We start from the raw sequence: 12,294 nt of genomic DNA on the forward strand, positions 1-12,294 counted from the left end.
ACGTAATCGCTTGAAAGCCTTGCAGTTACTGGGACGGAGCAAAATGATGGCATATTGATATAACCACGCGAGCAAACGTGTCTCGGGGTTATAACAAATGCGTCTTAGGCATTCTCGTAAGCAAGCTAACTTAGTGTCTTCCGTTTGTAACGCCTTGTCCCTGGAGTTGTCATGAACATCGCTGCTGTCCGCGAGCAGATCACCCACGCCCACCACCATGAGGGCCAGACCGGCCAATTGAAACAGCGTCTCGAACAACAACTGCCGCACCTGCATCCCTCGATCCAACTGCCCGAGCAGGATGCCCAGGGTACTTTGGCGCGCTTCGTCAGCGCCTACATCGACCAGGTTCCGGAACTGCTGGAGGCCGCTCATGAAGTGGCCCGCGAAGCCGGGATCGAGTCGCAGATCAAGCCGGTGCTGAAAATCGCCGAAGCCTATTTCCTGCAACCGCCCAGCGTCATGCAAGGCCACGTCGGCCTGGACTGCCTGCTGGACGAAGCCTACCTGGCCCATCGCCTGGTCGAAGAGGTCAATGACCTGTACATCCGCCATTTCCAGCAGCCGCTGATCCCGGTGGACACTACCGTGGCCAACCTGATCGCCCATCAATTGATCGGCGAAACCTTCGCCAACCAGCTGGATGAAGTGGTGCACCATTCGGTGGACGAAATGCTCAATGACGAGAGTTTCGCCGTGGAATCGGTGGAAACCTACCGGGAAAAACTCTGCAGCCCTGAAACCGGCGCAGCCTGGAAACGCTGGCCGTGTTTGTCCCGCCAGCTGGGCGTGGAGCTCGGCCAGCCGGTGTGATCAACAGGCGCATTCGCGGGTAAACCCGCTCCCACCGGGATCGCGCCGCTCTCAAGACTTGCGCAATCCCTGTGGGAGCGGGTTCACCCGCGAATGGGCCGCAAAGCGGCCCCTCTTGCGTCAGGCCCCAACACCCGCCGTCGTGCGCAACCGCCCCTCGATACGCCGTTTGAGCCGCCGCTGCTCGATCAACAGCCGCGAGCCCTTGGCCGCATTGCTGCGCCCCCAGTCCTCCAGCAGCTCGAGGCAGGAGTGGTCGATATAGCTCAGGTTACCCAGTGGCACGTGCAGCGTGGTCCCTTCCGGCACGCTCTCCAGCACCTGGGTCAGCGCCGGGACCTTGAGGAAGGTTGCCGCGCCGCTCAGGCGCAGTTCCATGTGCCCCGCCTGCGCAAGGGTAACCAGCCCGATCTTCAGTCGCGCCGCCTTGAGCGCCAGCTTGAGCAGGGTCAGGGCAAAGCCGAGCAATACGCCGGTCAGCAGATCGGTGAAGATGATTGCCAGTGCCGTCGCGGCATAGGTGAACATGGGCATGCGGCCATAGCGGCCCAGCCCGCGGAAGGCCTTGAAGTCCACCAGCTTGATACCGGTGTACACCAGTACACCGGCCAGACTCGCCACCGGGATCTGCTGCAGCACGCTGCTGAGCGCCACCACGAAGGCCAGCAGCCACAGGCCATGGAAAATCGCCGACCATCGCGTCTGCGCACCGGCCTGGACGTTGGCCGAGCTACGCACGATCACGCCGGTCATCGGCAGCGCCCCGAGCACACCGCACAGCATGTTGCCCAGGCCCTGCGCTGACAATTCCCGATCGAAGTCCGAACGCTGGCCGCTGTGCATGCGGTCCACCGCAGCGGCCGAAAGCAGGGTTTCGGCACTGGCGATGAAGGCCAGGGCGAAGGCTGCGACCAGCAGGGCAGGGTCGGCCAGCTTGAGCAGATCATCCGGGCGCAGCCAGTCGATGGCTTCGGATAAATCCGCTGGCACCTGCACCCGGTTTACCGGCAAGGCCAGCCACAGGCTGACAGCGGTCATCGCCGCCACACCCAGCAGCGCGCCAGGTACAAAGCGCAGGCGCTGGGGCCGCCAGCGTTCCCATGCCCACATCAAGGCAATGGTGCCCAGGCCCAGGGCGCCGGCCTGCCAGCCACTGCCCGTGCGCTCCAGGGGTAGGGCCGAGGCCAGGGTCGCCGGGAACCCCAGCAGGTTATCCACACCCGAGGGCTGTGGCGCACTGTCGAACATCACGTGCACCTGGGACAGCACGATCAGCACGCCGATCCCCGCCAGCATTCCATACACCACCGCAGGTGCTGTGACCCGGAACCAGCAGCCCAGGCGTAGGCGTCCTGCCAGCAACTGTAACAACCCCGCCAGCAACAAGATCGGTCCCAGCATGGCCATGCCATGCTGACGCACCAGTTCGAACACCAATACCGCCAGGCCCGCAGCAGGACCACTGACCTGCAAGGGCGAGCCGGCCAAAAACCCCACGACGATACCGCCGATGATGCCTGTGATCAGGCCCTTGGCCGGCGGCATGCCCGAGGCGATCGCGATACCCATGCACAAGGGCAGCGCCACCAGGAAGACCACCACTGAGGCCAACAACTCTCGCGGCAACGCCGCTTTGATCTGTGTCTTGTTCACCATGAAGCTCCTTTCTCAAGTTTGGCGGCCAATCCAAGGCCGCAGGCACGGGGAACCCTGACACGCGCGCAGGCGCGGGCCGCCAGCAAGCCGGCAGGGCAGTCAGGGAAATTCAAGGCAGCCGACAGCCAGGCCACACCCCGCGGGGGTGCGACCGGCCATCAAGAACAATGCAGGTGTTCGGGTCGCTTAGTAGCGGCCTCTCGGCGTAGCGCAGGGGATTGGCTCACCGGCGGTGAGCGGCAGGAAGCTGTCGGTGGCAGCGTCGTAGGCTTCGATCCGGCTGCTCTCGATGTCGTAGACCCAGCCATGGATGAACAGCTGGCCGGCGGCCAGGCGCGAGGCGACCGAAGGATGGGTACGCAGGTGGTGCAGCTGGGCGATGACGTTTTCCTTGGTCAGCACCTGCATGCTTTCGTGCTCGGTGCCGCAGGAGCAGTTGTCCTCGACCACGGTGCGGGCCACTTCGGCATGGCGTAGCCAGGCCTTGACCGTGGGCATCTTCTCCAACGAGTTAGGGTTGAGTACCGCGCGCATGGCGCCGCAGTCGGAGTGACCGCAGACGATGATGTGGTGTACGCCCAGGGCCATCACAGCGTATTCGATGGCGGTGGAGACACCCCCGTTCATCTGCCCATAAGGCGGAACGACGTTGCCGACGTTGCGGGTCACGAACAGGTCGCCCGGCGAGCTCTGGGTGATCAGCTCCGGAACGATGCGTGAGTCGGCACAAGTGATGAACATGGCGCGTGGCTTTTGCGCAGTGGCGAGCTTCTTGAACAGCTCTTGCTGCTCGGGGAAGACGTCATGGTGAAAACGCAGGAAGCCGTCGACGATATGCTTCAGGGCGGCATCGGCGCTCTCGGCGGGTGCAGCCGGGACGACCTTGTTTGGGTCCTTGACGGGCATGATTCATCCTCTTGGCGGTTGTAGGTAAGGTCCATTTTACCGGGGAAAGATTCTGGCTATGCAGGGCGTTAGATGACACGCACAGGCGATAAATCACAATCTCTTGTCGACTTACGCTACGGGAGAAAACTTAACTGAAACTGAATTCGGAGGCTCTAGAACGGGCGTTCCAGCTTCATGGGGCGGGATTTGGATAATAGCAAAAAAACATCAAACGCCACTACTCCCGAATAACAATCTCAGGTTGCATGAGCCTGGCTAAGGATGGCCATAAGACGGCACTTCAAAACAACGCCATCTGCGCGCCCGGCGGGCAAAAGGCCGTGCAATCGAGCGCCTGCGCCTCACGCCCCTCGAACTCCAGCCGCCTGGCCGCCTTGCGAAACCGCTGCGCCAGCAACTCGGCGAACACCCCCTCGCCACGCATGCGCGTGCCGAAGCGGCTGTCGTACAGCTCACCCCCACGGCTCTGGCGGATCAGGCTCAGGACGTGGGCAGCGCGCTGTGGGTAGTGATCCTGCAGCCATTGCTCGAACAGCGGTGCGACTTCCAATGGCAGGCGCAGCATCATGTAGGCCGCGCTCTGGGCGCCGGCGTCCTTCGCTGCCTCCAGCAGCTGCTCCAGCTCGCTGTCGTTGACCATCGGAATCATTGGCGAGCACAGCACCCCCACCGGCACTCCGGCCTCGCGCAGCACACGGATCGTCCGCAAGCGAGCCTTTGGCGCCGCTGCGCGCGGTTCGAGGATGCGCTTGAGCGCGTCATCGAGAGTCGTGAGGCTGATCATCACCCGCGCCAGGCGCTGGCTGGCGAGTTCGGCCAGCAGGTCGAGGTCGCGCAGCACCAATGCGCCCTTGGTGACGATGGTTACTGGATGGCGATAGCGCAGCAGCACCTGCAGCAGACGCCGGGTCAGTTGCTGCTCCCGTTCGATCGGTTGGTAGGGATCGGTATTGGAGCCCAGGTTGATCGGTGCACAGACGTAGCCCGGTTTGCTCAGTTGTTGCTCGAGCACCTCGGCGGCGTTGGTCTTGGCGATCAGCTTGGTCTCGAAATCCAGGCCGGGCGAGAGGTCCCAGTAGGCATGGCTGGGGCGGGCATAGCAGTAGATACAGCCGTGCTCGCAACCCCGGTAGGGATTGATCGAGCGATCGAAGGGCAGATCGGGCGAGGTGTTGCGGGTGATGATGGTCTTGGCGGTCTCGATCCGGATTTCGGTACCTTGGGTCGGCGGCACTTCCTGATACCAGCCATCGTCTTCGACCGTCGAATGGCTGGGCGAAAAGCGATTGAGCGGATTGTGGGTCGTGCCCCGACCTTTTTGCGGCGCTGGAGAGAACATCGCAGGCTCCATTTGCTGTATCCATATACAGTACAGCTGGATATTCATCTGTTCCAGCGCCTTACGTCAGCCGGCTGCGCCGTTATCAATACCATACCAGCCGAGCATCGCCTCGAGCCGCATGGGGCGCCCCAGAAAATCCTCGCAAGCCTTGGTCATCGGATTGGCATTGGCCCAGTTGGCGAATGCCGCCCGAAAGCGTTTGCCCGCCCTGTTGTCGAGCACACCCCATTGCTCGAAATGGGTGAACACATCGATGGCATGCGCTTCGCCCCAGACGTAGCTGTAATAACCGGCCTCGTAGCCTGCCACCAGATAGTCGAACGCGTGCGCCGGCTTCTCGAAGCTCGCCAGCGGCCAGCAGCCGCAGCGTTCGCGGCACTCAGACAGCCGCTCCTGCACGGTCTTGCCATCGCCGGGCGAGCTGTGCAGCTCCAGATCGAACAGCGCCATGCTCACATCGAAGGCGCACTTCTCCAGCTGTGCCTGGCGCAGGTCGGCCAGTACCGATCGAGCCTGCTCCAGGGTGAGCGATGCACCGGTCTGGTAGTGGCCGGAGAGGTCCACCAGGTACTGCGCGTCCCACAGCCATCGCTCAAGGAACTTACCGAAGAACTCCTGGCTGTCGGAGCCTGCCCGATTCGGATCGGACAACACATGATTGGTGGTGGGCATCAGCAGGATATGCAGCCCATGGCCGAACTCATGGAACAGTTTGCGCAGCGCCAGATGATCGAGCAGGGGCGGCTGGGCGTCCTGGCCTGGCTCGCCGTCGCTGACCACCATTACCGAAGCGCCATGAGCCCGTCCCTGCACATCCCGACGCCGATGACGCACGGCAATGGTGTGAACACCGCCTTGCTTGCCCGGATAGGTGAGGACATCCAGGTACAGCACGCCAACCTCCACGCCATCTTGCTGCACGGTAAAGGTGCGCACGCTGGGATGCCACGCCGAGGCAGAGCAGGGCGCAAGCGTCAGGTCGAAGACCCGCTCGGCCAGATCGACCAAGGCGTGTATCGCCTTGTCCAAGGTGAAGTAGCCGCGCAGCGTTTCACTGCTCATCACCTGCTTGCGGGCTCGCAGGTACTTGATGTCCCAAGGCTGGGCTTCACCCAGAGCGTGCTCCGCGGCCAGTTGCTGAAGCTCGGCACGGGCCTTGAGCATGGCCGGTCGCAACCGCTGCGCCAGCGTCTGGAGCAACTGACGCACTGGCTCCACCCCACCTGCGGCCTTGCCCTGCAACATCAACTGCGCGTAGCTGGCGTTTCCGATCAGGTGCCCTTTCTGCTCACGCAACAGCGCCAGCTGCTGCAGACGAGTGCCATTGTCCTGCTGCTCATCGGCATGAACACCTCGGCTGTGGTAGGCCCTGTAGACAGCCTCGCGCAGGCTCCGATCCTCGGCGAACTCGAGAATGATGTTGGCGTGCCGTTCATTGCAGAGGATCTGCCAGCCCTCCAGGCCTGCGTCCCTGGCTTGCCGGGCCATCTGGTCGCGCAGGCGCTGGGGAATGCCTTCCAGGCGCGTCTGCTCCTCGAGATGAATGCTCGATCGCTCACGCGTTTCATCGAGCGTCTGGTAAAAGCCACCGATCTGGTCGTTGATGTCGTCCTCCAGCTGCGCCAGCGTAGCGCTTTGCTGGGTATCCAGATGCACACCAGCCAAACGGAACTCCAACAAGATCCTGCGTAACGTGGCCTGTTCATAGACGTCCAGGCTGGGCTCGCCTGCAGCCAACCGCTCATAGAGGGCGTGCAGCGGCTGGCTTCTGCGGCTTTCCATGAACAGGCGCTGCGCGCGGCTGTACCCTTCGCCGAACGCCGCACTCCACGCCTCGCCCTGGCCGGTCAGGGGCATGGTTGCAAAGACCACCGCCTGCAGATCGGCGATCACCTCATCCATCGCCAACACCAGGCCATACCAACTGGATTGCGTCTGCTGACTGTCCAGCACCTGCGCCAAACCCGCCTCATAGGCGCGGGCCACCGTGTCGTGGGCCGACTTCACATGCTCGAGCGTGAGCCTGTCGTAATCGATGGGCGAGCGGTTTTCGTTCAATAGGGGATTGGGGGCTTGCATGGAGGGTTCCTGCTCGGTTGATGATCAACGCGAGCATGGAACGCAAGCTGCGGCACAGGTGGCTGCATAACTACCACCTGTGTTCATAGAGACGCGCCACCGGCCAGGACCTGGTGGCGCGACAGCCTTACTCGGCCGGTTTCTTCAGCTTCGGATTGGGGAAGAACTGCACGGTCTGCACCTTGGCCGGTGCCGCCTTGGGCGCCAGGTGATTGACCCGGGTGCCCAATTCGGTGGGTACCGACAGGCCCTGTTCGTTCAGGGTGTCGGTGAAACCGCAGGCCACGCACTCGCGGTGCGGCACGCCATCTTCGTTCCACATCATCAGCTTGTCGGGCTCGCTGCACGCCGGGCAGACCGCCCCGGCGATGAAGCGCTTCTTGGTTTTGCTCACAGGAACCTCGCTCATGCCGCCGCGTCCTCGGTCAGACCACTATGGCGCAGCAATGCATCGATGGAGGGCTCGCGGCCACGGAAGTCGACGAACAGCACCATCGGCTCACGGGAGCCGCCACGGGCCAGGATCGCCTCGCGGAAGGCACGGCCGGTCTCGGCATTGAGCACGCCTTCTTCCTCAAAGCGCGAGAAGGCGTCCGCCGAGAGCACTTCAGCCCACTTGTAGCTGTAGTAGCCGGCCGCGTAGCCGCCAGCGAAGATGTGGGCGAAGCTGTTGGGGAAGCGGTTGTAGGCAGGCGGTCGCATCACCGACACCTCGTCGCGCACGCCTTCGAGCACCTGCAGCACGCTGCGGCCATCGCCGTGGTTGGCGTGCAGCTCGAAGTCGAACAGCGAGAACTCCAGCTGGCGCACCATCATCATGCCCGACTGGAAGTTCTTGGCCGCCAGCATCTTGTCCAGCAGGTCTTGGGGCAGGGGCTTGCCGGTCTCGTAGTGGCCGGAAATCAAGGCCAGGCCGTCAGGCTCCCAGCACCAGTTCTCCATGAACTGGCTCGGCAGCTCCACCGCGTCCCAGGCCACACCGTTGATACCGGAAACGCCCGCATGCTCGATGCGGGTGAGCAGGTGGTGCAGGCCATGGCCGAACTCGTGGAACAAAGTGGTGACTTCGTCGTGGGTCAGCAGCGCCGGCTTGCCGGGCGCGGCCGGGGTGAAGTTGCACACCAGGTTCGCCACTGGGCTCTGCAGGCTGCCGGCCGCGGTACGGCGACGGTCGCGCGCGCCGTCCATCCAGGCACCGCCACGCTTGTTGGCGCGGGCGTACAGGTCGAAGAAGAAGCGGCCCACGTGTTGGCCGTTTTCCTTGATCTCGAACAGGCGCACGTCCGGGTGCCAGGTGTCGAAGCCCTTGAGTTCGGTAATCTCGATGCCGTACAGACGCTGGACGATGGTGAACAGGCCCGAAAGCACCTTGTCGACCGGGAAGTAGGCGCGCAGAGCCTCCTGGGAGACGCTGTAGCGCTGCTCGCGCAGCTTCTCGCCGTAGTAGCCGGCATCCCAGCTCGACAGCTCGGGGCAGCCCTGCTCGGCGGCATAGGCCTTGAGCTGCTCAAGATCCTGGGCGGCGAATGGTTTGCTGCGCTTGGCCAGGTCCCGCAGGAAGCTCAACACCTGGTCGCTGGACTCGGCCATCTTGGTGGCCAGGCTCAGCTCGGCGTAGTTCTTGTAGCCCAGCAGCTCGGCGAGTTCCTGGCGCAGGTCGAGGATTTCGCTCATCACCGGGCCGTTGTCGAACTGGCCAGCGTTCGGGCCCTGGTCGGAGGCGCGGGTGCAGTAGGCGGCGTAGAGTTCTTCGCGCAGAGCGCGGTCATTGGCGTAGGTCATCACCGCGTAGTAGCTGGGGAACTCCAGGGTGATCAGCCAACCGTCCAGATCTTTGGCCTGGGCAGCGGCGGCCATCTGCGCCTTGGCCGAGTCGGTCAGGCCGGCGAGCTGCGCTTCGTCGGTGACGTGCTTGGTCCAGGCCTGGGTGGCGTCCAGCAACTGGTTGGAGAAGCGGCTGCCCAGTTCGCTCAGGCGGCTTTGCACCTCAGCGTAGCGCTGCTGCTTGTCGGCCGGCAGGTCGATGCCCGACAGACGGAAATCGCGCAGGGCATGGTCGATGATGGTCTTCTGCGCCACGTCGAAGCCTGCGGCTTCCGGGCTCTTGGCCAGGGCTTCATAGGCTTCGAACAGGGCGCGGTTCTGCCCCAGTTCGGTGGAGTAGGCACTCAGCGCGGGCAGGCAGGACTCGTAGGCCTCGCGCAGCTCTTTGCTGTTGCACACCGCATTGAGGTGGCTGACCGGGCTCCAGGCGGCGCCCAGGCGGTCGTTGAGCTCGTCCATCGCCAGCACCAGGCCGGCCCAGGTGGGGTTCTGGCCTTGCTGTTCGAGGAGCTGGGCAATGGCTTTTCGGTTGTCGGCCAGGATCTGCTCGATCGCCGGCAGCACGTGTTCGGCACGGATCGCCGAGAAGGGCGGCAGATCGTAGGACTGCAGAAGCGGGTTGTTCGCACTCACGGTTTAGATACCTTGGCAGGAGGAAACACGGGACCATCTTAATTACAATCGACGCCGACCGCAGCAGGCAGCCCGCCTATCGGCATTCAAGAGGGGCGCTATCATGGCCATCCGACGCTTTGCACAACACACTCCGAAAGTTGGACCCCGGGTTTTCGTCGACCGTTCGGCGGTGGTGCTGGGCGACGTGGAGATCGGTGAGGACAGCTCGGTCTGGCCGCTGACGGTCGTTCGCGGCGACATGCACCGCATCCGCATCGGTGCGCGCACCAGCGTGCAGGACGGCAGCGTGCTGCACATCACCCATGCCGGCCCGTTCAACCCGGACGGCTTCCCGCTCTTGATCGGCGATGATGTGACCATCGGTCACAAAGTCATGCTCCATGGCTGTACCCTGGGCAATCGCATCCTGGTCGGCATGGGTTGCACGATCATGGATGGCGCGGTGGTGGAAGACGAGGTGATCATCGGTGCCGGCAGCCTGGTCCCTCCCGGAAAACGCCTGGAGAGCGGCTACCTGTACGTCGGCAGCCCAGCAAAGCAGGCTCGCCCGTTGACCGACAAAGAGCGTGCCTTCTTCCCCTACAGCGCCGCCAATTACGTCAAGCTCAAGGACCAGCACCTGGCCGAAGGCTACGACCAACCGGAATGATCCTGGTCGTGGGTAAACCCGCTCTCGTAGGGCTTGTGGAGCGGGTTTACCCGCGAAGCAGTCAACGAACGACTTCAGTGGAACGCATCGCATGCACCAGCAGAACATCCTCTTCGACCTCGACGGCACCCTGACCGACCCCCGTCTGGGCATCACCCGCTCGATCCAATACGCCCTGGCCAAGCTGGGCATCGACGAGCCGGACCTGACCCGTCTCGAACACTTCATCGGACCACCTTTGCTGCAGGCCTTCATGCAGTTCTATGGCTTCGACGAAGCCAAGGCCTGGGAGGCGGTGAACTTCTATCGTGAGCGCTTCCGCGTCACCGGCTTGTACGAAAACCTGGTGTTCGACGGCGTGCCAGACCTGCTCGAGGCCCTCAACAGCCAAGGCCGCACGCTGTACATCGCCACCTCGAAGCCCTGGGAGTTCGCCCGCGAGATCGCCCGGCACTTCGCCTTCGACCATCATTTCAAGGTGATCTACGGCAGCGAACTGGACGGCACCCGCACCAACAAGGTCGAGCTGATTCGCCACCTGTTGGACGAAGAAGGGCTGGACCCGGCCCAGACGCTGATGATCGGTGACCGCAAGCACGACCTGATCGGCGCGCGCAGCAACGGGCTGCAGGCGGTGGCGGTAGGGTATGGCTTCGGCAGCCATGAAGAGCTGACGGCCGAAGCGCCGGCGTTCCACTTCCAGACCGTGGCGCAGATGCACCAAGCGTTTATCAACCGTTGATCGCATGGGGCGGCTGTGCCGCCTCCCTTCACCGGCTCTCAGCCAGCCGACCCAGCGCTGCCTTGCGCTGTTCGACTGGCAATTGCCCAAGGGCCTCGACCCGCTGGTAGAACAGCGTCCAGTCGCCGCCCACTTGCCCAAACAGCGCCGCAAACGCCGGCACCCATTGGTCATACAACCCGAACGGCAACAGCTTGGCGTTGTTCATCGGCCCATACATCCAGGCGTCATAGCGCTTGTCACCATTCCACTGCTCATCGCGCATCTGCTGATAAGCCTGGCGTAGCCGTTCGAACTCCACCTGCTTGGCCGCCCGCTTGCCCGCCTCGTTGCGTGGGCTCGCATAGATCGCCTCAAGCCGCACCCGGCTGTCCAACACCAGCTGGATGAACTGCTCACGCTGGCGCAGCGCATGCTCTTGAATCGCTGGAAGCCCACGCGCCACGCGCCATTGCCGCGATCCCTCCTGCTCGACGAAGGAGGCAAAAGATTCGTTGAATTCAGTGTCGTCCTGCACATAGAAACGCTGGTGCGCCAGCTCGTGGAAGATCACGGCGGCCAAGCGCTCGTCGCCCCAGCCGACCATCGAGGAAAGGATCGGATCGTCGAACCAGCCCAGGGTCGAATACGCTTCGACGCCGCCTATGTAGGTGTCCAGCCCCTGCTGGCGCATCAACGCCGCAGCGCCCCGGGCCGCACCTTGCCGGTAGTAGCCCCGATAGGCCACGCAGCCGGCAATCGGGAAGCAATGGGTCACCGGCTGCAACGAAAGCTCCGGCGTGGCGAACACGTTCCAGACCACATAGGGCCGGCCCAGATCGGCATAGACGCGGTAGCTGCGGTTGTCCGGCAGTTTCAAGTGCTCACTGGCGAACCGCCGGGCCTGCTCGGCTTGCGTCAGACGCTGGCGTAACGGGGCAGGGGTGGCGGGGTCATCAAGCAGGCGCTCCACCGGCTGGCGTGCGCGCAACAGCTGCCATTGCCCCTCGGCCAATTGCCCGTAATAGCCCAGGCTGCTGCAACCGTTCAGCAGGACGGCGGCCAGGAGGGGAACCAAACGGGTGAAAACGCGGTCGAGAGGCCCAGGGCTTGAGCGCTGCAAAAGAAAAAGTCGGAACATCAGGGCTGTCTATCTCGCTCACGGCCAGTGCGGTCCAAGACTATCTCGCCAGGGGGGCGTTTCGCCATGCGTTCAATGATTGTCATCGCCGGCACGCTCGTGCTGCTGTCCGGATGCTCCACCTTGCCGGCGCCAGACCCTAACCAGGCCTGGGTCGACCTGGCGCCCTACGACAACACGTCCCTGCACGCGGTGCAGGTAGACGAGCGCGACTGGGCCGACACCCGCTACTTCGAAGTCCAGCCGGGCAACCATGAGCTGACCGTGCGTTATCAGTTCGCCGTGGCGCCAAGCAATATCGGTCCGGTCGACGAGCCCTTGTGGCGCGACTGCCAGCTCAACCTGACCTTCAAGGATTTCAGCGCCGGCCAGCGTTACCAGTTGCAAGCCGGCAGTATCGGATTCCGCCCCTGGATCAAGCTCTACGACCAGCAGCGAAATCTCGTGAGCCAAGGCCTGCCTGCAGGCTGCCAGCGCACCTGAACGACCAAGACTTTCACGACAGCGCAGGCGTGTCGGCGCTA

General features: G+C 63.3%; 11 protein-coding genes. 4 read left to right on the forward strand and 7 right to left on the reverse strand.

Translation table 11 applies throughout. From position 1 onward, the window contains the following. Nucleotides 1-171 precede the first annotated feature (171 nt). Nucleotides 172-813, forward strand: coding sequence for a hypothetical protein (locus ACNFCH_RS09570; protein ID WP_196164335.1), 642 nt, complete (start codon nucleotides 172-174; stop codon nucleotides 811-813). 120 nt (nucleotides 814-933) lie between these two features. On the opposite strand, the gene ACNFCH_RS09575 is transcribed toward ACNFCH_RS09570, so the two are convergent. The 6 genes from ACNFCH_RS09575 to prlC all read right to left on the reverse strand — a co-directional run bounded on the left by ACNFCH_RS09575 (nucleotide 934) and on the right by prlC (nucleotide 9,256). Then, nucleotides 934-2,469, reverse strand: a complete 1,536-nt coding sequence (locus ACNFCH_RS09575; RefSeq protein ID WP_337159337.1) for a SulP family inorganic anion transporter — start codon at nucleotides 2,467-2,469, stop codon at nucleotides 934-936. 186 nt (nucleotides 2,470-2,655) lie between these two features. Then, nucleotides 2,656-3,375, reverse strand: a complete 720-nt coding sequence (locus ACNFCH_RS09580; protein WP_337159338.1) for a carbonic anhydrase — start codon at nucleotides 3,373-3,375, stop codon at nucleotides 2,656-2,658. A 283-nt stretch (nucleotides 3,376-3,658) separates the two neighbouring features. Further along, nucleotides 3,659-4,717, reverse strand: coding sequence for a PA0069 family radical SAM protein (locus tag ACNFCH_RS09585; RefSeq protein WP_416742678.1), 1,059 nt, complete (start codon nucleotides 4,715-4,717; stop codon nucleotides 3,659-3,661). 66 nt (nucleotides 4,718-4,783) lie between these two features. Then, a complete protein-coding gene (locus tag ACNFCH_RS09590) occupies nucleotides 4,784-6,799 on the reverse strand; it encodes a M3 family metallopeptidase (RefSeq protein ID WP_416742679.1) in 2,016 nt (671 codons plus the stop codon). 127 nt (nucleotides 6,800-6,926) lie between these two features. Beyond that, complete coding sequence (locus ACNFCH_RS09595; RefSeq protein ID WP_043207663.1) at nucleotides 6,927-7,208, reverse strand: YheV family putative zinc ribbon protein; 282 nt, start codon at nucleotides 7,206-7,208, stop codon at nucleotides 6,927-6,929. Beyond that, nucleotides 7,205-9,256 (reverse strand): oligopeptidase A, encoded by a 2,052-nt coding sequence (prlC, locus tag ACNFCH_RS09600; RefSeq protein WP_337159341.1) that lies wholly within the window; start codon nucleotides 9,254-9,256, stop codon nucleotides 7,205-7,207. Before prlC ends, ACNFCH_RS09595 begins: the two co-directional genes overlap by 4 nt. A gap of 103 nt (nucleotides 9,257-9,359) precedes the next feature. On the opposite strand from prlC, the gene ACNFCH_RS09605 reads away from it, so the two are divergent. After that, nucleotides 9,360-9,908 carry a gamma carbonic anhydrase family protein gene (locus ACNFCH_RS09605; protein ID WP_337159342.1) on the forward strand — a complete coding sequence of 183 codons (549 nt, stop codon included), beginning with the start codon at nucleotides 9,360-9,362 and terminating at the stop codon, nucleotides 9,906-9,908. Between the two features lie 91 nt (nucleotides 9,909-9,999). Next, on the forward strand, nucleotides 10,000-10,650 hold the full coding sequence (locus tag ACNFCH_RS09610) for an HAD family hydrolase (RefSeq protein WP_337159343.1): 651 nt from the start codon (nucleotides 10,000-10,002) through the stop codon (nucleotides 10,648-10,650). Nucleotides 10,651-10,678: 28 nt separating this feature from the next. On the opposite strand, the gene ACNFCH_RS09615 is transcribed toward ACNFCH_RS09610, so the two are convergent. Continuing rightward, nucleotides 10,679-11,752: an aminopeptidase gene (locus ACNFCH_RS09615; protein ID WP_337159370.1), complete on the reverse strand. Its 1,074-nt coding sequence runs from the start codon at nucleotides 11,750-11,752 to the stop codon at nucleotides 10,679-10,681. Between the two features lie 84 nt (nucleotides 11,753-11,836). On the opposite strand from ACNFCH_RS09615, the gene ACNFCH_RS09620 reads away from it, so the two are divergent. Continuing rightward, on the forward strand, nucleotides 11,837-12,253 hold the full coding sequence (locus tag ACNFCH_RS09620; protein ID WP_416742680.1) for a hypothetical protein: 417 nt from the start codon (nucleotides 11,837-11,839) through the stop codon (nucleotides 12,251-12,253). Nucleotides 12,254-12,294: the final 41 nt, after the last annotated feature.

The sequence above is a fragment of the Pseudomonas sp. NY15354 genome (assembly GCF_048068075.1).
GTDB classification, from domain to species: domain Bacteria; phylum Pseudomonadota; class Gammaproteobacteria; order Pseudomonadales; family Pseudomonadaceae; genus Aquipseudomonas; species Aquipseudomonas guariconensis_C.

What these genes read in the sequence shown, in the direction of transcription:
- ACNFCH_RS09570 (WP_196164335.1), top strand. Translation starts at nt 172, where the DNA reads ATGAACATCGCTGCTGTCCGCGAGCAGATCACCCACGCCCACCACCAT.
- ACNFCH_RS09575 (WP_337159337.1), bottom strand. Translation starts at nt 2,469, where the DNA reads ATGGTGAACAAGACACAGATCAAAGCGGCGTTGCCGCGAGAGTTGTTG.
- ACNFCH_RS09580 (WP_337159338.1), bottom strand. Translation starts at nt 3,375, where the DNA reads ATGCCCGTCAAGGACCCAAACAAGGTCGTCCCGGCTGCACCCGCCGAG.
- ACNFCH_RS09585 (WP_416742678.1), bottom strand. Translation starts at nt 4,717, where the DNA reads ATGTTCTCTCCAGCGCCGCAAAAAGGTCGGGGCACGACCCACAATCCG.
- ACNFCH_RS09590 (WP_416742679.1), bottom strand. Translation starts at nt 6,799, where the DNA reads ATGCAAGCCCCCAATCCCCTATTGAACGAAAACCGCTCGCCCATCGAT.
- ACNFCH_RS09595 (WP_043207663.1), bottom strand. Translation starts at nt 7,208, where the DNA reads ATGAGCGAGGTTCCTGTGAGCAAAACCAAGAAGCGCTTCATCGCCGGG.
- ACNFCH_RS09605 (WP_337159342.1), top strand. Translation starts at nt 9,360, where the DNA reads ATGGCCATCCGACGCTTTGCACAACACACTCCGAAAGTTGGACCCCGG.
- ACNFCH_RS09610 (WP_337159343.1), top strand. Translation starts at nt 10,000, where the DNA reads ATGCACCAGCAGAACATCCTCTTCGACCTCGACGGCACCCTGACCGAC.
- ACNFCH_RS09620 (WP_416742680.1), top strand. Translation starts at nt 11,837, where the DNA reads ATGCGTTCAATGATTGTCATCGCCGGCACGCTCGTGCTGCTGTCCGGA.